Source organism: Devosia sp. (genome assembly GCF_030689745.1).
GTDB lineage: Bacteria > Pseudomonadota > Alphaproteobacteria > Rhizobiales > Devosiaceae > Devosia > Devosia alba.
Window position 1 is genome coordinate 1 of the sequence record NZ_JAUYGL010000108.1, and the last position, 21918, is coordinate 21918.

Genomic DNA, 21918 nt, shown 5'->3' on the forward strand with positions numbered 1-21918 from the left:
GTCCGGCTTGCCGTAAATCCCTTCGGCGATGACGCGCTCCTCCTTGCGCGAGGAGATCGAGCGGGCCGCCACGGCGCCTTCGATGGCCGTGGCTGGCACACCCATCTGCTGGGCGGCAATCGCCGACCAGACGCCAGTGCCCTTCTGGCCAGCCTTGTCCAGAATCAGCTCGACGAGCGGCTTGCCCGTCTGATCATCAACAGCGGCCAGCACATGGCCGGTGATTTCGATCAGATAGGAATTGAGCGGACCCTTGTTCCACCCCTTGAATACGTCAGCGCACTCGCCCGGGCTCATCCCCAGACCGTCGCGCATCACCCCATAGACTTCGGCGATCATCTGCATGTCGCCATATTCAATGCCGTTATGGATGGTCTTGACGAAATGGCCGGCCCCACCTTCGCCCAGATAGGCGCAGCAGCTCTCCCCATCGAACTTGGCGGCAATCGCCGTCAGCACCGCTTCGGCATTGTGCCACTGCTCCTTGGAGCCGCCCACCATGATCGATGGTCCGTGGCGCGCGCCCTCTTCTCCGCCCGATACACCAGCGCCGAGATAGCCGATGCCCTTGGGGGTCAGATAGTCAAAACGGCGCTGCGTATCGGTGAACAGCGAATTGCCGCACTCGATGATCGCGTCGCCCTTTTCCAGATGCGGCAGCAATTGCTCGATCATGTCGTCCACCGGCTTGCCGGCCTTGACCATGATGATGATCGAGCGTGGACGCTTTACCGTCTGCACGAACTCGGCCAGATCGTATTTGGCGATGGTCTTGCCATCGAGCCCCTGCGCCTTGGCTTCCGCCACGAATTCGTCAATACGCCCGGCAGACCGGTTGTGGACAGCAATAGTGTAGCCTTTTTCGGCGATGTTGAGGGCCAGGTTGGAACCCATCACAGCAAGGCCGATCAGGCCGATATCCGCTGTCGACATACTAGCAGTCCTTCTGAAGATTTTCGCGTAAGCTACGCGCAACTCACGCCGCGCGGCGCCGAACCTGACCACAATCCGCCGCTCGAAGAAAGCCGCATTCAAGCAATATTTGGGCAAATTCAGCTTCTAGTATGGTAGTTTTTCTTGTTATTTGAGGCAAACCCTCTCGCCTCCCACCCTGTTCGGAGCCAATTTCATGCCCTCTCCCTTTGACTTGTCCGGCAAGCGCGCCCTGGTGACCGGGTCCAGCCGTGGTCTTGGTCTGGCGATGGCCCGGGCACTGGCTGCCGCTGGCGCCACCATCGTGCTCAATGCCCGCGACGCCGTTGCGCTGGGCGCCGCCGCCCAGGATCTGGCGGCCACCGGCGCCAAGGTCAATGCGGTCGCCTTTGACGTCACCAATCGCGACAGCATCAACCAGGCGATCAATCATATCGAGGACGAGATCGGTCCCATCGACATTCTGGTCAACAATGCCGGCATGCAGTTCCGCTCCAGCCTCGAGGCCTTCCCGCCGGAAAAATTCGATCAGCTGATCACCACCAATCTCACTTCGGTATTCAATGTCAGCCAGCCTGTCGCCCGCCACATGATCGCGCGCGGCCGGGGCAAGATCATCAACACCTGCTCGCTGATGTCCGGCTTTGCCCGCGCCTCGATCGCCCCCTACGCCGCCTCCAAGGCCGCTGTGGCCAATCTGACGCGTGGCATGGCGGTCGATTGGGCGCCCCATGGCCTGAACGTCAACGGTATCGCCCCGGGCTATTTCGCCACCGAGCTCAACCAGTCGCTGGTAGAGGATCCCAAGTTCAATACCTGGCTCGAAGCCCGCACGCCGATGGGCCGCTGGGGCAAGCCCGAGGAACTGAGCGGCGCCGTGGTCTTCCTGGCGTCCGACGCCGCTACCTTTGTCAACGGCCACATCCTTTACGTGGATGGCGCCTTTACCGCGACGGCCTGAGCCATGAGCATTACTCCAGCCCGCATCATCATCGTGATGGGCGTCAGTTCATCGGGCAAATCCACCGTCGGCAATGCCATCGCCCGGCGATTGCACGTCCCGTTCCTTGACGGTGACGGTTACCACCCCGAGGCCAATGTCGAAAAAATGCGCGCCGGCATCCCGCTGACCGACGACGATCGCTGGCCCTGGCTGGAACGGCTGGCCGCCGCCCTGCACGAGGCGGCCGAGCGCAAGGACGCCGCCGTGGGCGCCTGCTCCGCCCTCAAGCGGGCCTATCGTGACTTTCTGACCAAACAGGCCGGCGAGCCGATCCTCTTCGTCTATCTCGACGGCAATCGGGAGGTCGTTGCCGAGCGCATGGCCAAGCGCAGCCACGAATACATGCCCGCCAGCCTGCTCGACAGCCAGTTCGCCACCCTTGAGGTGCCAGAACCGGCCACCGAAAACGTGCTGACCGTGCCGGTCACCGACAGCGTCGACAAGATCACCCGCACGGTGACCAAATCGCTCACCCACCTCAAGACCTTCAAGCGCTGGCAGTAGCCCGGCTCAGCCAGGCCTCTCCGCGCGGCGATAGCCGGTAGCCCACGGTGAGGCTTTCGGTCAGGCCCAGCGACTTGAGCCGGCGGACATTGCTCTTGAACTTGGTCTTCTCCCGCCCAAGCAATTCGGCCAGGTCCTGGGCAGGCGCGCCCGGTCGCTGCCCGATCAATTCTAGTGTGACCCTCACCCAGGGTGTCGCCCCATCCATCCGTTCGATCGTCTGGGACAGTTCAGCGGCATCCTCGTCGGACAGGGCAGCTGCGTCGCGCAGTGCCAGTCGAGGGTCCACCCCCAGGTAGCGCAGGCGAATACGATGGAGCGTCCCCTCCCGCTTGCCAAGCATGGCGTCCAACGCTGCCCGGTCGGCATATCCGGCGCGCTTGAGGTCATCGTCGCTGACCGCATTCAGCGCCACGGCATCCACGGCCTCGATGGCCAGCACACCCGCCGATGTCGTGAGCGTACCCCCCGCCTTGACGGTCGGCCTGACCCAGCGCCGAAATGCGGTATCCACACGTCCGGCCACGATGGCCTCGAAATCTGCTGCATTGATCAGCATTGTCACTCTCCTGCTTGCGCCACGCGCGCTGTCCGTTGGCTAAATCGTCCCTGGCCATAGGCGACCAAAGCCGCCGCGCTGACCACCACCAGGGCGCCGGCGACCGACCAGGCGTCCAGCGCCACGCCCAACAGCGTGATGTCGAACAGGAAGGCCCAGACGATACCGCTATACTCATAGGCCGCCAGCAGCGAGACCGGCGCACGGGCCACCGCCTCCATCATCAGCACATGCCCCATGCCACCCAGCAGCCCGGCGCCGATCAGCAGCGCGAAGGCGCGGCCATCCAGCTCGGCCCAGCCAAATGCCATGGTGGCCAGTCCGACGATACTGCAGATCACGGCAAAAGACAGCGCGATGCTGGCCGGTGGATCGGTCCGCGTCAGGTCTTTCACCTGCACCCGCGACAGCGCATTGGTTCCCGCCATCGCCAGCCCGGCCGCCACGCCGATCAGCGTTCCCTCCCGCACGGCGTCGCCGACCAGCGACGGGTAGACCATCAGCACAATGCCGATAAAGCCCAGCGCCACGCCGACAAAAACCAAGGCGCCCGGGCGCTCCCGCAGCAATGTCATGGCGGCCAGAATCGACAGCATCGGCGCCAGATAGCTCAGCGCCGTCGCCATGCCCACCGACAGATAGGCCAGTGAAATGAACGAGAAGAACATCACCGCGCAGCCCAGCAGGCCACGGATCAGATGCTTGTGCAGATATCTGGTGCGCAGCGAAGTGCCCAGTTGCCCCCGTATTGCCACGTAGCTCACGATAGGCAGCAGCGCTGCAAAGCTCCGCCAGAACACCAATTGCCCGACGGGCGCCACCTTGGCGGCTTCATGGATGGCTGCTGACATGGCGGCCATCACCATCAGGGCGAGCGTGGCAAGCCACAGGGCGGTGGTGGAATTGGGCTTGGTCATGAAATGTCTCTGGGAGCTACGCTCTCTATCGACGCGATCTTCCGTCCAGGCAACAAAAAACGGGCCCGCAGGCCCGTCCTGCACTACCCGTGCCCGACTCTCACACCAGCATTTCGTCAGGCACCCCGTCACTGCGCGACAGGCTGGCATTGGCGTAGCGGTCGTCCTGGCTCACCTCGGCCCCGACCCAGTCGGGCAGCGGCACCGGCTGATCCGCCGCATGCAATTCGACTTCGGCCAGCACAAGGCCGGCGTGTTTGCCTCCAAACACGTCGACCTCCCAGATCAAATCTCCAATCGGCACCAGATGGCGCACCTTTTCGATCACGTGCGGCGCCGCCATCGCCAGCATTTCGCGGCCATCTTCGATCGGGATGGCATACTCATATTCCGCCCGCACCAGCCCCACGGCGGCCCCCTTGATCGTCACCACCGCCTGCGCATCATCCTTGGTCCGCACCCGCACCGTCGCCTTGGCATTGGTCGACAGATAGCCCTGCCTTAGCGCCGCGCGCTGCGTTACCAGAGCCTTCCATCCGTCTGATCGCACCAGGAATTTGCGTTCGATTTCAATGCCCATGGCTAAAACCCGAACGCCATCTGGCCCGCAGGCGCCCCCACCGACACGCCCTCCAGCGCCAGCATGCGCAGCTTGGAGAGCGCCCCGCCGGGCGCCGAAAATCCGCCCGGCTTGCCAGTGCTCGCCAGCACCCGATGGCATGGAATGATCAGGGGTATCGGATTGGCCCCCATCGCCTGCCCCACGGCGCGCGACAGCGTTACATCACCCAGCGCCTTGGCCAGGGCGCCATAGCTGGTGGTCTGCCCCCAGCCGCACGCCAGCAGCGCCGCATAGGCCTTGCGATGAAAATCCGGCACCCCGCGCAGATCCAGCGCTACGGTCGAAAAATCCACCGCCGCGCCATCCGCATAATCCTCGATCCGGTTGATCACCGCCTCGATTGCCCGTGTCGGCGCGCCCGCCACCGCCCCATCCCGATTGATCCGCGCCAATAGCGCGGCGCGATCCAGCCCCGGCAATTGCACGCGCGCCACCCCAACATCGGTCCAGCCAATGCCGAATTCTCCCAATGCTGTGTCAAAGATCGTGGTTTCCATGCCCAGACCTTACGGACCTGAGGCGCCGCTTTCCAGCTCCTATCGTGGCGCATCGCAACACTGCTGACACATGCTGTCAGGCAGCTGCGCCAGCTTCCACGCCCACCAGCAAGGAGATATCCCCGCATGGCCAAAATCGTCGGCTATATCGCCACCAGCCTGGACGGCTTCATCGCCACGCCCGATGAAAACCTCGACTGGCTCACCAACCAGCCGGACCTTGATCTCGGTGAGCACGATTATCGCACCTTCATCAAGACCATCCGCACCGTGGTCATGGGTCGCGCCACCTATGACTGGATCGCCAACTATCCGGGAGCCTGGGAATACCGGGATCAGCGGGTCATCGTCGTCACCTCGCGCCCCATCGACAATCCCAAGGGGCCACTGGAAACCCGGTCGGATATTGCTGCCCTGATCGCCGAATTGCGCGCCCTCGACGATGGCAATGTCTGGATGCTTGGCGGCGGCAGACTGCAAATGGCCTTCATGCAGCACGATGCGCTCGACGAGATCGAGATCTATGTCATCTCCGAAATCATCGGCGCGGGTATTGCGCTGTTTCCCGCCACCGGCCTGCGCGCGTCACCCAGGCTGGTCTCTGCCAAAATGCTGACGCCAGCCTGCGCCCGCCTGCACTATCGCTTCAACTGACCCACCACTTCAACTGAACGAAAAAAGGCCGCCCGGTGGGGCGGCCTTTTGCGTGTCAACCGATGGACTATTTCTTCAGCGCATCGCGAATGGCGTCTTTGCCTTCGCCGACCTTCTGCTGCACCTTGCCTTCGGCCTTGTCGAGCTTGCCCTCGGCCTGCAGCTTTTCGTTGCCGGTCAGCCCGCCAACAGCATCCTTGATCGCGCCCTTGGCCTGCTTGCCGGCGCCTTCAACTTCATCTTTATGCATGGGAAGCTCCTCTGTAGTGTTTCCCCCACATAACGGCTGCGCCAGCCAATCGTTCCGTCCCATTGCGCCGGCGCCACACGATTATGCCCCCCGGGAATCGCCAGTGGTACTTGCGGATGGCGCCCCCTTATTGCCCATCACCTAACCGGTCTGCTACACGGCGCCATGCCCGGACCCATGCCCACGCTCGTCAACTATTTTCCGCCACTTGAGCCCTACCTCGTTGTGCTGCATCAGGACGACGACATCCTCGTGCTCGACAAGCCGAGCGGCCTGCTCAGCGTGCCCGGCAAGGACCCTTCGCTGTGGGATTGCCTGGAGCATCGCGCCCGCCAGACCTGGCCGACCGCCGGCATGTGCCACCGCCTCGACAAGGACACCTCGGGCGTGCTGGTGATGGCGCTCAACAAGCGCGCCCATGGCCGCATCGGTAGCCAGTTCGAGCACCGCCAGACCACCAAATCCTACATCGCCCGCGTCGCCGGCATTATCGAGGCCGATTCCGGTCTGGTCGATCTGCCGCTGGCCACCGATTGGAACAACAAGCCGCGCCAGCGCGTCGACCATGAAAACGGCAAGCCCTCGCAGACCGAATGGACGGTGCTGGAGCGCGAGGCCGACGCCACCCGCGTGCGGCTGCATCCGCTGACCGGCCGCACCCATCAGCTCAGGGTTCACATGAAGGCCATCGGCCATGTAATTCTGGGTGATGCGTTTTATGCCGATGCCGATGCCCTGGCTGCGGCCGATCGGCTGCAATTGCATGCCGCCGAACTGGGCTTCACCCATCCCAGCACCGGCGCGTTCATGACCTTCGTGGCCCCACCCCCATTCTAGGCCTCGCCGAGAAAGCCCACTTCGATACGCTGGAACAAATGGCCCGGCTTCATCGTCGCCAGCCAGGTGCGAAATTCGGCCACATCCTTGAACCCGGCGCGTTGCGCCTCGGCCTCTGTCACATCCTCGGGCGCCATATCGTCGATCGCCTTGATCGCCAGCAGCCCTACCTTGGTCTTGAGCGTACCGCCTGCCTTGACGGTCGGTCGGCTCCAGCGGCGAAAGATCAGATCGACCTTGCCCGCCTTGATCTCTTCGAGCAGCGCAGCCTTGAGCAACATCAGCCCAGCACCGCCGTTGCCAGCATTTCCACCTTCAGTCCCTTGGCCAGCAATTCCTTGACCACCACGGTAGCGCGCACCGGAAAAGGCTGCTGGAAGAACTCGGCATAGACCGCATTCATGCCCTTGGCGTCTGCACTGTCGATCAGGAACACCTGTACCTGCACGATATTGGCCAGCGTACCGCCTGCTGCCCGGATCGCAATTTCCAGATTCTGCAGCGTCCGCCGCGTCTGCTCTTCAATACCGCCCGGCACGATCTCGCCACTGTCCGGATCCTCGGCAATGGCCACCAGCCACACCTGATTGCCAGCCTTGATCGCATCGCTTACCGGCGACGCCGAGGGGGCAATTCCTGTCCTGATCTGCTCAATCATGCTCATCCTGTCGATTGCTGTTTGCTGGGTGTAAGAGGTGCCCATACCCTAGCACCGCCAACCGTGCCTGCCCAAGCCGCGGCGGCAAAAAATCGGTCAGTATTCGTGACTTGTGTCCGGCGCGCGTCGGTGAGACCATATCCTCGCGCAAGTTCGCGCAGGTCATTAGACGCGTGTTTATTATATGCCAGCCCAGAAACCAACCAGCCTTGCCGCGCTTATCGCTCAGTTCCGTAAACAGGTCGCCAACTACGAAATCATGATGCGGGATGGCCTGGACAGCGTTGCTGCTGTCCGCAACACCTATGGCCCGGCGCTCGAAGCCCTGCAAAGCCCGCCAATAGCCACGACGCCGGCAGACACCGTCGCGGCCCTGCTTTACCTGCTCGACTTCGGCAATCTGCCCCCGGCCGATGAAGCCATCCTGCGCGCCGCCATCCCCGGCATAGCGCCCGAATTGGCATCCACCCTTGGCTCGATGCCGCTGCCGAATTATCAGCCAGGCCGCCTGATGGAAAGCTGAACCGCACCGCGCCACAGCGCGTCCGCGTGATGGTTGATGTCCGGCCACGTCATTATGGTGCGGGCGGCGGGACTTGAACCCGCACGGGGATACCCCCTCCGGATTTTAAGTCCGGTGTGTCTACCATTCCACCACGCCCGCAGCGCATCGGCGATTAGCACGCTCCCCGAGCTGTGCCAACGCTGTTAGGCGATTCCCGCTCAGCAGAATGCGCCGCCCGATCAGAGGGCGTCCCGGGGACGCACTACGCAGCGGCCATTGCCCGCGCCATCCCAACAGCCAAGCTCCATACACACATTGGTCAACGTCGCGACCGCTGGTGACAATTGCTTGTTTTCGCAGCAATACCGTGCAGGATGCGTGCGTCATTCCTGCATGGAGAGAGCACATGTACCAGCACATTCTGATCGCCACCGATGGCTCGGACCTGGCCACCAAGGGTCTTGAACAGGGCCTGAAGCTGGCCAAGGCGCTGGGGGCGAAAGCGACGGTGCTGACGGTGTCCGAACCGCTGAGCGAGCAGATGGCAAATGCGGCACGGCTGGGCGGCATCGGTGATCCCGTCGGGCGCTACGACCAGCAGATCGATACCGTCATGCGGGAACGCTTCACTGAAATCGAGAAACGCGGCACCGAACACGGCGTCGCCGCGACGCTGGCCCACGAAATTGACGGATTTCCGGCCGAGGCAATCATCAGGTACGCCAAACTCAATGGCTGTGACCTCATCGTGATGGCCTCGCACGGTCGCCGTGGCATGCAAAAGCTGCTGCTGGGCAGTCAGACAGCTGAAGTGCTGGCCCACACCACCATTCCCGTCCTCGTCGTCCGCTAGAGGCTGCCCCGGTCGCAGGTTGGACTATCGAGCGTTCCCCGCCGAGGCGGGGACGTCCCTCAGTCGGTCCCGCCGCTGATCGGGGCGACATAGGCGACGTCCAGATCCCACGGAAAGAAGATCCAGGTGTCCTGGCTGACTTCGGTAATGAAGGTGTCCACCATCTCGCGGCCCTTTGGCTTGGCATAGACCGTGGCAAAATGCGCGTTCGGCAGCATCTCGCGGACCACGCGGGCAGTCGAGCCGGTATCGACCAGATCGTCCACGATCAGCACCTTGGCGCCGGAAACGGCCAGATCACGCACCGATTGGCTGATCTCCTTGAGCACCTGGATGCCGCCCTTGTTCTGGTGGTCATAGCTCTTGACCGCCACGGTCTCGACGGTACGGATATTGAGCTCGCGCGCCACGATGGCTGCGGGCACCAGGCCGCCACGGGCAATGGCCACGACCGCATCGAACGGCCCCATGGTGGCCAGACGCCAAGCCAGGGCCCGGCTGTCGCGGTGAAACTGGTCCCACGTTACCGGGAACGACTTCTGGTTGGGATCGCTCAAACTGTCTCTCCTGCACCGGCGTCACGCGCCCGGTTGAATTTTCGGAAGGCCGTTGTGTAGCAAAGCTGAGGCGCTGCGCCAATCAGTCTTCTGCCGGTGTGGCAATGCCGGCCTTGGCATGAGCCGCCGCCACCATCGCCCGCACCTTGGCTGCCGCCTCTTCCAGCCGGGCCGGATCGGACGAGCGCAGCACCAGTTCGGTCATGATCCGATCCTGGCCCATTTGCGGGTAGCTGCCCATTTTGACGTCCGGATATTCGGCCTGCAGCTCGCCCAGCGGCCCGCCGACCGTGCCCTCGCCCACCAAGGCCTTGACCGTCACCGACAGCACCTTCTTGCCGCCCCTCAGCGTCGGCACCAGCGCTTCGAGCATGGCCCGCATGATCACCGGCACCCCGGCCATCACATGCACATTGTCGATCCGGAAGCCCGGCGCGGCGCTGACCGAATTCACGATCAGGTCGGCGCCTTCCGGAATCCGCGCCATGCGCAGCCGGGCCTCGTTGACCTCGGTCCCGGTCTGCTTCCAGCGCGACTCGAGCATTTCGCGGGCCAGCGGATTGATCGGCAGCGCCACGCCAAAGGCCTTGGCCACCGCATCGGCAGTGATGTCGTCATGGGTCGGCCCGATGCCGCCAGTGGTAAACACATAGGTGTAGCGCACCCGCATGGCGTTGAGCGCGTCGACGATTTCGTCGGTCTCGTCGCTGACCACCCGCACTTCCTTGAGCTCGATCCCCAGATCGGTGCAGAAATCGGCGGTCGCGCCAATGTTGACGTCCTTGGTCCGCCCCGAGAGGATTTCATCGCCGATCACCAGAAGGCCGGCGGTTACGCTGTCTGCGCTGGGCATGGATTGTTCCCTGAATATGAGGGATCAGCAATGCCCGGGAGCGATTACCGCGTCAAGCGGCGCTGTTGGTCTTCCAATCACGCTCCAGTGCGCCTATTTTCGGCGCACCAATTGGAGTTCTAGATGATTACCTTTGTCGACGCCCCTGCCAAAGCCCGCCGCACCGCCGGCGTCATCCCGCTGCATGGGGCGGAAGGATTTGCGGGCATGCGCAAGGCTGGCGCCCTCACCGCCCAGGCGCTCGACATCCTCACCGACTACGTCGAGCCCGGCGTGCCCACTGCCACCATCGACAAGATCGCCTACGAATTCGCCCGCGACAACGGCGCCGTGCCGGCCACCCTGTTCTACAAGGGCTACCGCCACTCGCTGTGCACCTCGATCAACCACGTGGTCTGCCACGGCATCCCCGACGAGCGTGCCCTGCGCGACGGCGACATCGTCAATATCGATCTCACCCTGGTGGTCGATGGCTGGCATGGCGATTCGAGCCGCATGTACCCGGTCGGCGAGATTTCCCGCAAGGCCGAACGCCTGATCGAAATCACCTATGCCAGCCTCGAGGCCGGTCTGGCCGCGGCCATACCGGGCAACACCACCGGCGATATCGGCCACGCCATCCAGACCCTGGCCGAGGCTGAACGCATGAGCGTGGTGCGCGATTTCGTCGGCCACGGCCTGGGCCAGCTGTTCCATGACGAGCCCAATATTCTCCACTTCGGCAAGCCGGGTACCGGTGTACCGCTCAAGCCGGGCATGATCTTCACCATCGAACCGATGATCAATCTGGGCCGGCCCGACGTGAAAATTCTCTCCGATGGCTGGACCGCCGTCACCCGTGATCGCACCCTGTCGGCGCAGTGTGAGCACTCCATCGGCATCACCGAAACCGGCCATGAGATTTTCACCCTGTCGCCGGGCGGATTGTTCAATCCGCTGGCCGTGCGGGCCGCCTGATGAGCGACCGGCCCGACGAATTCGCCGAGGCCGGCTTTCCAGCGCCCGATACGGGCGTCGACGACCATGCGGGCCATCGCCAGCGGGTGCGCGAACGCTTCCTCAAGGTGGGGGGTGACGCGCTCGAAGATTACGAACTGCTCGAACTGGCCCTGCAACTGGCCATTCCCCGGCGCGATACCAAGGCGCTGGCCAAGACGCTGCTGCGCGAATTCGGCTCGTTTTCCGGCGTCTTCACCGCCAGCCAGGCGCGTCTGGCCACTATCAAGGGGCTGGGCCCCACCACCATTGCCCATCTCAAGGTGATCCAGGCGGTTGCCGCCCGCTTCGGTCGCGACAGGATCGACTCCGCCCAACCCATATTGTCGTCCTGGTCGCAACTGATCGAGTACTGCAACAGCCAGATGGCCTATCAGAGCATCGAGCAGTTCCGCATTCTGTTTCTGGACAAGAAAAACCGGCTGATCGCCGATGAGGTGCAGCAGACCGGCACCGTCGATCACACCCCCGTCTATCCGCGCGAGGTGATCCGCCGCACGCTCGAACTCTCCGCTACCGCCATCATCCTGGTGCACAACCACCCCTCGGGTGACCCGGCGCCCTCGTCCGCCGATGTGCGCATGACCAAGGACATCAACGACATCGCCAGGCCGCTCGGCATCACGCTGCACGATCACATCATCATTGGCAAAACCGGCCACGCCTCGCTGCGCGGCCTCAAGCTACTCTGATGGCGCGCCTTGCGCTGGCAGCCTTTTCGCGCCGCTGAACCGGTCAATCACCTGCTGCGCCATGCGGAAACCCGCCTTGAGCTGCTGGTTGGCCTTGATCCGGGCCCTGGCCTTCTGAAAGCTCTGATGGGCAATGACAATCAGCCCACCGCGCCAGTTGAGCCCGATATAGTGCTGCCGCAGCGGCAGCTGCACATTGCACCAATGGCGCTTCTCGTCGGTGAAACCGGCGCCCATATCGAACACGGCAATGCCTTGGTCGAAAACGCTCTGCATGACCCGCAACAGGCATTGCTTGCCCGGTGAGCCGTTCTGGATCGCCGGGTCATCGCTCATTGAGGAAATCAGGCAGAACATGCGGTCATTGTGCACCACATTGTAGCGCACCGCGACCGTGTCGCCATTCAGCCGCAGCACGTGCAGCCGTACATCGACCCCGGAATCGGGAGCCGCTATCGCCTGATAGAAACCGGTCAGCCGATCATACACAAAAGTGTCGCGAATCCCCTGCGCCTGGAACCGCGCCGAGCGTTGCTGGAACATCGTTGCAATGGCCCGCTCGGTGGCGCCGCCATTGCGGATCTCCTCAAAACTGACCGCGCCCATGGCATTGAGCCGGTCGCCCTGCTGCCGGTCATGCTTGCGCCGCGACTTGCTGCGCTGCAGCCGGTCACACGCCTCCCAGCTGCCATATTCGGAGCGATACAGCGTCTCGACGGCGAGCGCGCTGCCCAGCTCGTCACACAGCCCCTCATGCCCGCCCACCGCCATGGGGATCGAGCGCAGATAGATCATGTCCGCACCCCTGAGGGCCCCGGTCATCGCCGCCCACAAAGCCTTGCGGCCCGCCGGCCCCATCCGCGCCAGCCGCTCATAATCGGCCACCGGCGCATAGCAGCCCGCATTGGCGCCCGGAAACCAGGTCAGGATCGGCTGGCCATAAACGCGCTTGCGATGCAGCGGCAACAGGGCCACCGCCACGCCATCGACCCGCCCCACCACATAGCGCTGGTCAGCCGGTGCAATGCCGCGCTGAGTGACCCAGGCCCGGATAAAATCAAAACTCTGCCCCGGCGATTCGATGGCCGTGCGCGTCAATGCCCGCCACACATCCTCGACCTCGGCAATCTCATGGCTCACCGCAACGCTGATCGCCATTGGCATAGTCGCAGCCGGAACCCCATCGCCGGCCAGAGTGGCGGATGGCGGCATTGTCGGGTCCAGCGCTGGCAACACGGTTTCACTCATGCAGCGCAGTGTGCCGCCCCCGGGTAAATCAGGACTGAACCGGAACCGGAAAAATCACGTATCTGTGACCACGGTTAAGCGGCCATTACCGCTCAGCCGAAATTGGCAAGTGCCGGGAAGGTCTCAAGAAACCAGTAGGATAGCCGGCTGAAATTGCCGGTCAGGAACAGCACGCCGGTGAGCACCAGCAGGCCGCCCATCACCCGCTCAACCGTCTGCAGATGGCGCTTGAAGCCCTGGAAGAATGCCAGGAACGGCCCCACCGCAATGCCGGCCAGAAAGAACGGCACGCCCAGCCCCAGCGAATACAGGCCCAGCAACCCGGCCCCTTCCCAGGCCGTGCCCTTGCTCGCCGCTACCGACAGCACTGCCGCCAGCACCGGCCCGATGCAGGGCGTCCAGCCAATGGCAAAGGCCAGGCCGAGCAGAAAGCCGCCCAGCGGCCCGCTGGCCACCCCCGGCCCCTGGTGCCGCATCTGCCGGTCGAGCAGGCCGATGCGATAGACGCCCAGGAAATGCAGGCCCATGGCGATGATCAACACGCCGGCAATCGGCGTCAGGATCGGCAAGGCCTGCCGAAACACCTGGCCAAAGGCCGTCGCTGTGGCGCCCAGCAAGACGAACACCACGGTAAAGCCGAAAATGAAGAACAGCGACGTGAACGCCACCCGGCGTTGCAGGGCCCCGGCAGTGGTACCCTCATCGCGCAGCTGGTCAAAGCTCGCGCCACTCATATAGGTGAGATAAGGCGGCACCAGCGGCAGCACGCATGGCGACAGAAAGCTCAGCACGCCGGCGCCGAACACCAATGGCAGTGAAAATTCCAAGATGACGCTCCCGTTTGCGGTGTTGTTCTACCGCGTCGGCCCGCCAATGCAATGCGCCCGATGTCACATCGCCCCTTCGTGAAGCGGGCCGCCCGAACGCGCGCCCATGCCGCCGGATTCAGCCGCGCGCGATCACCTGGTAAAATCCGCGCAGCATCTGGCGGCAGTTTGCCAGCGTCGCGCCGATCACCGCGAACGGCCCCGGCGGATCGACGTAATCGCGCAGCATCCGCTCGGCGAGCCGATAGCCCTCGCGCACTATGCGGCGCTCATCAAGCGGCAGACCAATCGACGGAACTCGCATCACGCCCTCCCAGATATGGTTGACGAAACCTTAACGCAGACCCGCGCCGGAGTCCGCTGCGATGCCGTTTTATGGTTTACACCGCGACCCTGGCCCGCCATCGTTGAAGGCCTGGGCCCGCAACCGCCCCCGCACAAGCAATGCTGCCCGGCCACCTCCACCCTTGCCCTAACCCCCTGCCCGCTATATTCCAGCCTCATCCCTGCCGGCTGAGGTATTGCTGCCATGACCACGCGACCGATCCGCATCGCCCCGTCCATCCTTTCGGCCGATTTCAGCCGGCTCGGCGAAGAAGTCGCGGCGATTGACGCGGCCGGCGCCGATTACATCCATGTCGATGTGATGGATGGCCATTTCGTGCCCAATATCAGCTTTGGCCCGCTGGTCATGGCATCGGTGCGCAAGATCACCAGCAAGCCGTTCGACGTGCATTTGATGATTGCCCCGGTCGATCTCTATATCCCCGCCTTCGCCAGGGCCGGCGCCGATATCATCACCGTGCATGTCGAAGCTGGCCCGCATCTGCACCGCACCATTCAGGCCATCAAGGCCGAGGGCAAGAAGGCCGGCGTCGCCATCAATCCGGCCACCCCCGTCTCCGCCCTCGAGCATGTGATCGGCGATATCGACCTGTTGCTGATCATGTCGGTCAATCCCGGCTTCGGCGGCCAGAGCTTCATTCCCGAATCGCTGAACAAGCTGCGCCAGGCGCGCGCGCTGATCGGCGACCGCGCCATCGATCTCGAAGTCGATGGCGGCATCACCCCCGACAATGCCCGCGCCGTGGCCGAAGCCGGCGCCAATGTTTTTGTCGCCGGCTCCTCGGTTTATGGCGGCAATGACGCAGCCACCTATGCCCCCCGCATTGCCGCCATCCGTACTGCGGCCTCCACCCGCCTCGCCTGAATCAACTATTGAACCCGAAAGCCTAAGCCCATGATCCCGCGCTATTCCCGCCCCGAAATGGTGTCCATCTGGTCCGCCGAAACGCGCTTTGCCATCTGGTTCGAGATCGAGGCCCACGCCACCACCAAGCTCGCCGAACTGGGCGTGGTCCCCAAAGAGAGCGCCCAGAACATCTGGGACGTGATGAATGCGCGCAAGGCCGAGCATGGCGATTACGGCTTTGACGTCGCGCGCATCGACGAGATCGAGCGCACCACCAAGCACGACGTCATCGCCTTCCTGACCCACCTCAGCGAAATCGTCGGCCCCGACGCCCGCTTCGTGCATCAGGGCATGACCTCCTCGGACATTCTCGACACCACCCTCTCGGTGCAGATGGCCCGCGCCGCCGACCTGCTGATTGCCGATTGCGATGCCCTGCTCGCCGCCCTCAAGCGCCGCGCCTATGAGCACAAGGACACCATCACCATCGGTCGCAGCCACGGCATCCATGCCGAGCCGACCACCTTTGGCGTCAAGCTGGCCGAAGCCTATGCCGAGTTCAGCCGCAACCGCGCCCGCCTTGTCGCCGCCCGCGCCGAAATCGCCACCTGCGCCATCTCTGGCGCCATTGGCAGCTTTGCCAATATCGATCCGCAGGTCGAAGAATATGTCGCCGAAAAGCTCGGGCTTTCCATCGAGCCGGTGTCGACCCAGGTGATCCCGCGCGACCGCCACGCCATGTTCTTCGCCACGCTGGGCGTCGTCGCCAGCTCCATTGAGCGCGTTGCCGTCGAAATCCGCCATTTGCAGCGCACCGAAGTGCTCGAAGCCGAGGAGTTCTTCTCTCCCGGCCAGAAGGGCTCTTCAGCCATGCCGCACAAGCGTAACCCGGTGCTGACCGAAAACCTCACCGGCCTCGCCCGCCTCGTGCGCGGCATGGTCACCCCGGCGCTGGAAAACGTGGCGCTCTGGCACGAGCGCGATATCTCGCACTCCTCGGTCGAACGCATGATCGGCCCTGACGCCACCGTCACCCTCGACTTTGCGCTGGCCCGCCTCACCGGCGTCATCGACAAGCTGGTGGTCTATCCAGAAAACATGCGGAAAAACCTCGACCTGCTGGGCGGGTTGCATAATTCCCAGCGTATGCTGCTGGCCCTCACCCAGGCCGGCTATAGCCGCGAAGACAGCTATGCGGCCGTGCAGCGCAATGCCATGAAGGTCTGGGCCATGCAGGGCGACCGCGCCGGCCAGTTCGCAGCCAACCTCAAGAACGACCCCGAAGTGACTCTGAGCGATGCACAAATCGACGCCATGTTCGATGACGCCTATCACCTCAAGCATGTCGACACGATCTTTGCCCGGGTCTTCGGCCAAGCCAGCAGCAAGGACTGATCGCCCATGAAACTGGCCGAGTGCGACATCCTGATCCTGCCCGGTCTCGGCAATTCCGGCCCCGGCCATTGGCAAGTGCGCTGGGCCGAGCGCATGCGCACCGCGGCCATTGTGGAACAGGCCGATTGGGATGAACCCGACCTCGATGACTGGGTCGCCACCATTGATCAGGCCTGTCGCCTGACCACGCGCCCAGTCGTGCTGATTGCCCACTCGCTGTCGGTCACGGCTGTGGCGCATGCCGCCACCCGCCTGCCCGACAATGTGAGCGGCGCGTTTCTCGTTGCCCCCACCGACGTCGAACTGAGCCCCGCTGCCCCCGAAGAGGTGCATGGCTTCCGCCCGATCCCGCGCGATCCATTCCCGTTTCCGTCCATGCTCGTTGCCTCCAGCAACGACCCTTATGTATCGCTGGAACGGGCCGTGGAATTTGCCAATTGCTGGGGCTCCGATTTTCATCAGGCCGGCGAAGCCGGCCACATCAACCTGGACTCGGGCCACGGCCCCTGGCCGGAGGGCCTGCTGATGTTCACCCGGCTGATGCAGCGGCTCTAGTCTGGCCACTTCTGGATCGCCGCCAGCTTGCCACCGTCAACCTGCTCGCCCGCAGCCTGGTGCTGGCAGCCGCCATGTCCTGCCGCTCACCGTCCAGGCCCGGCCTCGCGCCCGGCGAGAAAGTGACGGTGCACCCTCGAAAAAGAGGGAGCCGATCTTGCGACCGGCTCCCCAGCAAAATCCATCCTGGCGCTACGGCTAGAACTCTTTGCCCAGCTTGCGGTCGATCGACCATGCCCCGCCGCCATAAGCCGCAAACAGTGCCGTCGCCCCGGTCCAGTACAGCGAGGCGAAATTGGCCTTGCCCTGCACCTGTGTCAGGAATGCGCCACCACCATCGGCCAGCCGGCGCAAGGCGTCTGCCGTGAAATACTGCGCGGCGTCGGGCGATTTGAGCAGTTCAATGCCCGCCTCGGTCAGAAATGTCGGACCATAGGGGTGGGTGTAGTGAAACCACAGGGTAACGGCCAACATCACGGTATTGGCCAGTGCCATGGGCCGCGTCAGCAGACCGAAGGCGATGCAGAGACCGCCCACCAGATTGACCAGGCCCAGCACGGGCGACCAGAACCAGCCCGGATAGAAATTCAGGCTTTCCACAAACCCGGCCATGGCCATGGGATTGCCCATCTTCACCCAGCCTTCATAGGCCAGGACCAGGCCGACGGCGAGCCGCAGGGCCACCCAGGCGAAGGGCTTGGCAAAGCCCTCATAGAAGTTCTCAAGAAACGGAAAAATCAGCCGCTGTTGCGATGAGTATAGGGGATCGCCTGCCCGACTTTTGACGCTATCAGTCATGGTATGTGTTCTCCCAATACCCCAGAATATAGTCAGCCGCGGCGGCACAACTTTGTGCCAGATCAAAAACTAGCGCGAAACTTCCAACAAAAAAAGAGCCGGTCACGTGACCGGCTCCTCCAGATTTCGTTTTGGCTGAACGCTCAGCCTTCTGCGGCGACCTGCTCATTGGCGGTCTGCGTCAGCTGCAGCATCTTGGCGCGAATCACGTCCTCGCCAATGGCCAGCCCCTTGGCCTTGATATCGCCCGCCACCTTGCGGAACACATCCTCGTCGCCGGCTTCCTCGAAGTCGGCTGCCACCACTTCGGCCGCATAGGCGGTCGCTGCCTCCCCGGTATGGCCCAGCAGTTCGGCAGCCCAGATGCCGAGCAGCTTGTTGCGCCGCGCCTCAGCCTTGAACTTGGTTTCAGCGTCGAAGGCAAACTTGGCTTCCTGCCCCTTCGCCCGATCCTCAAACTGCTTCATGCCACTCTCCGCTCGCTTTGATAGCTTCGCCCTGCCGGGCGCTCATCCATCGACATAGGCGGTTCATCCGGCCAAATCAACGCCTCCTCCAGCGCTGCGACCACATGCTCAGGCGGGGCCAGCGCGGGTTGCCATCACCCGCGCCAATGCAATAGAGCTTGCTTTTTAGCCGGGTTCTGGCACATGAAGCGGCCAAATCCTCCTCTCTCCCCAATGGTCCGGATTCGCAATGAACCGTCGTCGCAAAATCTACGAGGGCAAGGCCAAGATCTTGTTCGAAGGTCCTGAGCCCGGCACTCTGGTTCAGTATTTCAAGGACGACACCACCGCTGGTGATGGCGCCCGCCATGAAATCATCGACGGCAAGGGCGTGCTGAACAACCGAATCTCGGAGTTCATCTTCACCAAGCTGAACGGCCTGGGCATTCCCACGCACTTCATTCGCCGCATGAACATGCGCGAACAGCTGATCAAGGAAGTGGAGATCATTCCGCTTGAGATCATCGTGCGCAATTTTGCCGCCGGCTCGCTGGTCAAGCGCCTCGGCCTTGAGCCCGGCACCCAGCTGCCCCGCTCGATCATCGAATTCTGCTACAAGGACGATGCGCTGCATGACCCCATGGTCAGCGAAGAGCACATCACCGCCTTTGGCTGGGCCACCCCGGCTGAACTCGACGACATCATGAGCCTGGCCATCCGGGTCAACGACTTCCTCACCGGCCTGTTCATGGGCGTCGGCATCCAGCTGGTCGATTTCAAGATCGAATGCGGCCGCCTCTATGAAGGCGACCTGATGCGTATCGTGCTGGCTGACGAGATCAGCCCCGATAGCTGCCGGCTGTGGGACGTCAAGACCCGCGCCAAGATGGACAAGGACCGCTTCCGCGAAAACCTGGGCGGTCTGATCGAAAGCTACCGCGACGTCGCCCAGCGCCTTGGCATTCTGGTTGAAACCGAAAACGCGCTGACCACTGGTCCGCGTCTCGTTCAATAGTCCGGAGCAGACCCCATGAAAGCCCGTGTAACCGTTACACTCAAGGCCGGCGTCCTCGATCCGCAGGGGCAGGCCATCGAAGGCTCGCTCAAGACTCTGGGCTTTCCCGGTGTCGCCTCGGTCCGCCAGGGCAAGGTCTTTGATCTTGTTTTGGAGGGAACCGATGTGGAGGCCGCACGTTCTCAGATCACCAGCATGTGTGACAAGCTGCTGGCCAACACGGTGATCGAAAACTACGCGATCGAAATCTCAAATTAACGCCTGACGGCGATAACTAGTAGTGCGCCACTCTACGGCGCCGGACCCTTTGCTATGCTCAAATCTGTCGCCCTCTCGGTCATGTTCTTCGCCACCCTCGGCCTCCTCTTCGCCGCCTACGCCTCGGTGCCGGTCTAACAGCTCCCCGCCATTCCAACCGCTGGCCGCATCGCGGCGCGCACCAGGCCACAAACGCGCGCGTGCCCTGGCATGCCGCAGCGGCACTGATCGCGTCCCGGCATCGGCTTGATGCGCGCAGGCGTTAGCAAACTGCTTACCAGTCAAATAGCTATCTTGCGCCTGCTGGCCGCTGTTTACCCGCTGGCGTTGCTCCTCCCGCTAATATGCCCGGCATAAGCGGAGTGTGGACAATGACAGCCGATAACAAGCGTCTTGACTGGGTGGACATGGCCAAGGGCCTGTCCATCATTCTGGTGGTGATGATGTATGCCGCCGCCAGTGTTGGCGAGGACACCGGTCGCGTCGGCGCCTTCCACTGGGCAATCGCCTTTGCCACCCCGTTCCGCATGCCCGAATTCTTCCTGATCTCAGGCCTGTTCCTGGCGCAGGTGATCGACCGCCCCTGGCGCGCCTTTGCCGACCGCCGGGTGGTCCACTACCTCTATTTCTATGCCCTGTGGGCGCTCATCCACATCGTCTTCAAGGTTGGCCTGCTGGCCACCGATCCGCTGGGTGCCGTCGAGCAACTCGCCTGGGCCGTGATCCAGCCCTATGGCGTGCTGTGGTTCATCTACATGCTGGCCGTGGTCAGCGCCGCCACCAAGCTGCTGCACAGCCTGCGCGCCCCGGTCTGGGCCGTCTTCGCCGTCGGCGCCATTCTGCAAATGGCCGCGATCCACACCGGCAGCTACGCCATTGACCAGTTCGCCGCCTATTTTGTGTTCTTTTACGCCGGCTTCGTGCTCGCGCCCCAGCTGTTCCGCCTCACCGACTGGGCCACCAGCAATATCGCGCTGACCCTGGTCGGCCTGGCAATCTGGCTGATTCTTCACACTGCCCTGGTGTTCTCCCCCGGCTTTGCTATTGATCCTGTCCACCCGGTCATGGGCCTGGCCGGTCTGCCCGGCGTGCATCTGATCTTGGCGCTGCTCGGCACCGCCGCCCTCTGCATGATCGCCGCCCTGCTCACCCGCCTGCCCATGATGGATTGGCTGCGCTGGATGGGTAGCCAGTCCCTGATCGTCTATGTCGCCTTCGTGCTGCCCATGGGCATTGCCCGCACCCTGCTGATCAAGCTCGGCCTTGTCGAACCCACGCTTTTGACCTTCCTGACCATGGCCGTGGCGATCATTTCCCCGCTCGTGCTGCTCTGGCTGGCGCAGCGTACCGGCTTCGGCAGGTTTCTGTTCGAGCGTCCTGCCTGGGCCCACCTGCCCGGCACCGCACGACGGCGCGAGCAGGTACAGGCCAACCCGGCCGAGTAGCGGCGCCGTGGCGCTGGCAAGGCTCGGGCCGCGATATCCCATCACGGCCCTTGCCTTTTCCGCCAAGACTCACCAAAAGAGCCTCGCAACTCCTGACATAGCGAGGAATAGCCGATGAAAGCCGCTGTCATCGTCTTCCCTGGACTCAATCGTGACCGCGACATGATCGCGGCGTTGACCAAGGTATCGGGCACTGCCCCGGCCATAGTCTGGCACCAGGATACCGAGCTGCCCGATGTCGACCTGATCGTCATCCCCGGCGGCTTTTCCTATGGCGATTATCTGCGCTGTGGCGCCATCGCCGCCCGCTCGCCGATCATGGATCAAGTCCGCGCCCGCGCCGAGCAGGGCACCAAGGTGCTGGGCGTCTGCAATGGCTTCCAGATCCTGATCGAAGCCGGTCTGCTGCCCGGTGCGCTGATGCGCAACACCTCGCTCAAATTCGTCTGCCGCGAGGTCAAGCTCGAGGTCACCAATGCCGACACCGACTTCACCCGTGGCTACACAAAGGGCCAGATTATTCGCTGCCCCGTGGCCCATCATGACGGCAATTATTTTGCCGACGCCGAGACGCTCAAGCGCCTCGAGGGTGAAGACCTGGTGGCCTTCCGCTACGCCGAAGGTACCAATCCCAATGGTTCGCTGCACGACATTGCCGGCATCCTCAACGCGCGCAAGAACGTGCTCGGCCTGATGCCACACCCCGAAAACCTCATTGAGGCCGCTCATGGCGGCACTGATGGCCGGGCTCTGTTTACTGGCCTGCTCGGCCAGGCCGCCTGAGATGCAGCGCACCCGCCCTCTGTCGGGTATGCTGCACGCCATCTTCCCCCTGCCCCTTTTCTGGAG

Annotated in this window: 30 protein-coding genes and 1 tRNA gene; 15 read left to right on the top strand and 16 right to left on the bottom strand. The window is 63.2% G+C overall.

What is annotated here, in order from left to right:
* Nucleotides 1-933 (bottom strand): NADP-dependent phosphogluconate dehydrogenase (gndA, locus tag Q8O80_RS09050; RefSeq protein WP_305579137.1); only part of this gene is annotated, 933 nt, incomplete at its 3' end.
* Nucleotides 934-1129: 196 nt separating this feature from the next.
* Here gndA and Q8O80_RS09055 point away from each other — a divergent pair.
* A complete protein-coding gene (locus Q8O80_RS09055; protein WP_305579138.1) occupies nt 1130-1894 on the top strand; it encodes a glucose 1-dehydrogenase in 765 nt (254 codons plus the stop codon).
* 3 nt (nt 1895-1897) lie between these two features.
* Nucleotides 1898-2440, top strand: a complete 543-nt coding sequence (locus tag Q8O80_RS09060; RefSeq protein WP_305579139.1) for a gluconokinase — start codon at nt 1898-1900, stop codon at nt 2438-2440.
* Here Q8O80_RS09060 and Q8O80_RS09065 read toward each other — a convergent pair.
* From Q8O80_RS09065 to Q8O80_RS09080, 4 genes are all read right to left on the bottom strand, one after another.
* Nucleotides 2424-2999, bottom strand: coding sequence for a hypothetical protein (locus tag Q8O80_RS09065; protein ID WP_305579140.1), 576 nt, complete (start codon nt 2997-2999; stop codon nt 2424-2426). The genes Q8O80_RS09060 and Q8O80_RS09065 overlap by 17 nt on opposite strands.
* Nucleotides 3000-3001: 2 nt before the next feature.
* Nucleotides 3002-3916: a DMT family transporter gene (locus Q8O80_RS09070; RefSeq protein WP_305579141.1), complete on the bottom strand. Its 915-nt coding sequence runs from the start codon at nt 3914-3916 to the stop codon at nt 3002-3004.
* A 100-nt stretch (nt 3917-4016) separates the two neighbouring features.
* Nucleotides 4017-4496, bottom strand: a complete 480-nt coding sequence (locus Q8O80_RS09075; RefSeq protein ID WP_305579142.1) for a CYTH domain-containing protein — start codon at nt 4494-4496, stop codon at nt 4017-4019.
* Between the two features lie 2 nt (nt 4497-4498).
* Nucleotides 4499-5035, bottom strand: coding sequence for a methylated-DNA--[protein]-cysteine S-methyltransferase (locus Q8O80_RS09080; protein WP_305579143.1), 537 nt, complete (start codon nt 5033-5035; stop codon nt 4499-4501).
* Nucleotides 5036-5161: 126 nt separating this feature from the next.
* Here Q8O80_RS09080 and Q8O80_RS09085 point away from each other — a divergent pair, with 126 nt between their 5' ends.
* Entirely contained in the window at nt 5162-5689 is a 528-nt protein-coding gene (locus tag Q8O80_RS09085) for a dihydrofolate reductase family protein (RefSeq protein ID WP_305579144.1), read from the top strand.
* A gap of 67 nt (nt 5690-5756) precedes the next feature.
* Here the strand turns inward: Q8O80_RS09085 and Q8O80_RS09090 are convergent, their stop codons facing one another.
* Nucleotides 5757-5939: a CsbD family protein gene (locus Q8O80_RS09090; RefSeq protein WP_305579145.1), complete on the bottom strand. Its 183-nt coding sequence runs from the start codon at nt 5937-5939 to the stop codon at nt 5757-5759.
* A 177-nt stretch (nt 5940-6116) separates the two neighbouring features.
* Here Q8O80_RS09090 and Q8O80_RS09095 point away from each other — a divergent pair, with 177 nt between their 5' ends.
* Nucleotides 6117-6776: an RluA family pseudouridine synthase gene (locus tag Q8O80_RS09095; RefSeq protein WP_305579146.1), complete on the top strand. Its 660-nt coding sequence runs from the start codon at nt 6117-6119 to the stop codon at nt 6774-6776.
* Here Q8O80_RS09095 and Q8O80_RS09100 read toward each other — a convergent pair.
* Both Q8O80_RS09100 and Q8O80_RS09105 read right to left on the bottom strand, forming a co-directional pair.
* The gene (locus Q8O80_RS09100; RefSeq protein ID WP_305579147.1) at nt 6773-7057 is read right to left on the bottom strand and encodes a hypothetical protein; all 285 of its coding nucleotides are present in this window, start codon (nt 7055-7057) and stop codon (nt 6773-6775) included. The genes Q8O80_RS09095 and Q8O80_RS09100 overlap by 4 nt on opposite strands.
* Complete coding sequence (locus Q8O80_RS09105; RefSeq protein ID WP_305579148.1) at nt 7057-7434, bottom strand: RidA family protein; 378 nt, start codon at nt 7432-7434, stop codon at nt 7057-7059. Before Q8O80_RS09105 ends, Q8O80_RS09100 begins: the two co-directional genes overlap by 1 nt.
* Nucleotides 7435-7618: 184 nt before the next feature.
* Between Q8O80_RS09105 and Q8O80_RS09110 the strand changes: the two genes are divergently transcribed.
* Entirely contained in the window at nt 7619-7957 is a 339-nt protein-coding gene (locus tag Q8O80_RS09110) for a hypothetical protein (protein WP_305579149.1), read from the top strand.
* A 55-nt stretch (nt 7958-8012) separates the two neighbouring features.
* Here the strand turns inward: Q8O80_RS09110 and Q8O80_RS09115 are convergent.
* A tRNA-Leu gene (locus Q8O80_RS09115) sits at nt 8013-8098 on the bottom strand.
* A gap of 247 nt (nt 8099-8345) precedes the next feature.
* Here Q8O80_RS09115 and Q8O80_RS09120 point away from each other — a divergent pair.
* Nucleotides 8346-8792 (top strand): universal stress protein, encoded by a 447-nt coding sequence (locus tag Q8O80_RS09120; protein WP_305579150.1) that lies wholly within the window; start codon nt 8346-8348, stop codon nt 8790-8792.
* Between the two features lie 59 nt (nt 8793-8851).
* On the opposite strand, the gene gpt is transcribed toward Q8O80_RS09120, so the two are convergent.
* On the bottom strand, nt 8852-9349 hold the full coding sequence (gpt, locus tag Q8O80_RS09125) for a xanthine phosphoribosyltransferase (protein ID WP_305579151.1): 498 nt from the start codon (nt 9347-9349) through the stop codon (nt 8852-8854).
* 82 nt (nt 9350-9431) lie between these two features.
* The gene (locus Q8O80_RS09130; RefSeq protein ID WP_305579152.1) at nt 9432-10202 is read right to left on the bottom strand and encodes a molybdopterin-binding protein; all 771 of its coding nucleotides are present in this window, start codon (nt 10200-10202) and stop codon (nt 9432-9434) included.
* Between the two features lie 126 nt (nt 10203-10328).
* Here Q8O80_RS09130 and map point away from each other — a divergent pair, with 126 nt between their 5' ends.
* A complete protein-coding gene (gene map, locus Q8O80_RS09135; protein WP_305579190.1) occupies nt 10329-11159 on the top strand; it encodes a type I methionyl aminopeptidase in 831 nt (276 codons plus the stop codon).
* Nucleotides 11159-11890 carry a DNA repair protein RadC gene (radC, locus tag Q8O80_RS09140; RefSeq protein ID WP_305579153.1) on the top strand — a complete coding sequence of 244 codons (732 nt, stop codon included), beginning with the start codon at nt 11159-11161 and terminating at the stop codon, nt 11888-11890. The genes map and radC overlap by 1 nt, the downstream gene beginning before the upstream one ends.
* On the opposite strand, the gene Q8O80_RS09145 is transcribed toward radC, so the two are convergent.
* From Q8O80_RS09145 to Q8O80_RS09155, 3 genes are all read right to left on the bottom strand, one after another.
* Nucleotides 11882-13138 carry a GNAT family N-acetyltransferase gene (locus tag Q8O80_RS09145; RefSeq protein ID WP_305579154.1) on the bottom strand — a complete coding sequence of 419 codons (1257 nt, stop codon included), beginning with the start codon at nt 13136-13138 and terminating at the stop codon, nt 11882-11884. The genes radC and Q8O80_RS09145 overlap by 9 nt on opposite strands.
* Before the next feature lie 92 nt (nt 13139-13230).
* A complete protein-coding gene (locus Q8O80_RS09150; protein WP_371136152.1) occupies nt 13231-13965 on the bottom strand; it encodes a cytochrome c biogenesis CcdA family protein in 735 nt (244 codons plus the stop codon).
* 118 nt (nt 13966-14083) lie between these two features.
* A complete protein-coding gene (locus tag Q8O80_RS09155) occupies nt 14084-14269 on the bottom strand; it encodes a hypothetical protein (RefSeq protein WP_305579155.1) in 186 nt (61 codons plus the stop codon).
* Between the two features lie 225 nt (nt 14270-14494).
* Between Q8O80_RS09155 and rpe the strand changes: the two genes are divergently transcribed.
* From rpe to Q8O80_RS09170, 3 genes are read left to right on the top strand one after another with little or no spacing between them, the layout of a single operon-like run.
* Nucleotides 14495-15175, top strand: coding sequence for a ribulose-phosphate 3-epimerase (gene rpe, locus Q8O80_RS09160; protein ID WP_305579156.1), 681 nt, complete (start codon nt 14495-14497; stop codon nt 15173-15175).
* 30 nt (nt 15176-15205) lie between these two features.
* Entirely contained in the window at nt 15206-16552 is a 1347-nt protein-coding gene (gene purB, locus Q8O80_RS09165; RefSeq protein ID WP_305579157.1) for an adenylosuccinate lyase, read from the top strand.
* Between the two features lie 6 nt (nt 16553-16558).
* Complete coding sequence (locus tag Q8O80_RS09170; protein WP_305579158.1) at nt 16559-17107, top strand: alpha/beta hydrolase; 549 nt, start codon at nt 16559-16561, stop codon at nt 17105-17107.
* Between the two features lie 198 nt (nt 17108-17305).
* Here the strand turns inward: Q8O80_RS09170 and Q8O80_RS09175 are convergent, their stop codons facing one another.
* Nucleotides 17306-17905: a DoxX family protein gene (locus Q8O80_RS09175; RefSeq protein WP_305579159.1), complete on the bottom strand. Its 600-nt coding sequence runs from the start codon at nt 17903-17905 to the stop codon at nt 17306-17308.
* Between the two features lie 143 nt (nt 17906-18048).
* Nucleotides 18049-18372: a DUF1476 domain-containing protein gene (locus Q8O80_RS09180; RefSeq protein ID WP_305579160.1), complete on the bottom strand. Its 324-nt coding sequence runs from the start codon at nt 18370-18372 to the stop codon at nt 18049-18051.
* A 229-nt stretch (nt 18373-18601) separates the two neighbouring features.
* Between Q8O80_RS09180 and purC the strand changes: the two genes are divergently transcribed.
* The 4 genes from purC (at nt 18602) to purQ (ending at nt 21852) form a co-directional block, all read left to right on the top strand.
* A complete protein-coding gene (gene purC, locus Q8O80_RS09185; RefSeq protein ID WP_305579161.1) occupies nt 18602-19366 on the top strand; it encodes a phosphoribosylaminoimidazolesuccinocarboxamide synthase in 765 nt (254 codons plus the stop codon).
* A 15-nt stretch (nt 19367-19381) separates the two neighbouring features.
* Nucleotides 19382-19624, top strand: coding sequence for a phosphoribosylformylglycinamidine synthase subunit PurS (gene purS, locus Q8O80_RS09190; protein WP_305579162.1), 243 nt, complete (start codon nt 19382-19384; stop codon nt 19622-19624).
* A 371-nt stretch (nt 19625-19995) separates the two neighbouring features.
* Complete coding sequence (locus tag Q8O80_RS09195) at nt 19996-21069, top strand: acyltransferase family protein (RefSeq protein WP_305579163.1); 1074 nt, start codon at nt 19996-19998, stop codon at nt 21067-21069.
* A gap of 114 nt (nt 21070-21183) precedes the next feature.
* Nucleotides 21184-21852, top strand: a complete 669-nt coding sequence (purQ, locus tag Q8O80_RS09200) for a phosphoribosylformylglycinamidine synthase subunit PurQ (protein ID WP_305579164.1) — start codon at nt 21184-21186, stop codon at nt 21850-21852.
* The last annotated feature ends 66 nt before the right edge of the window (nt 21853-21918 follow it).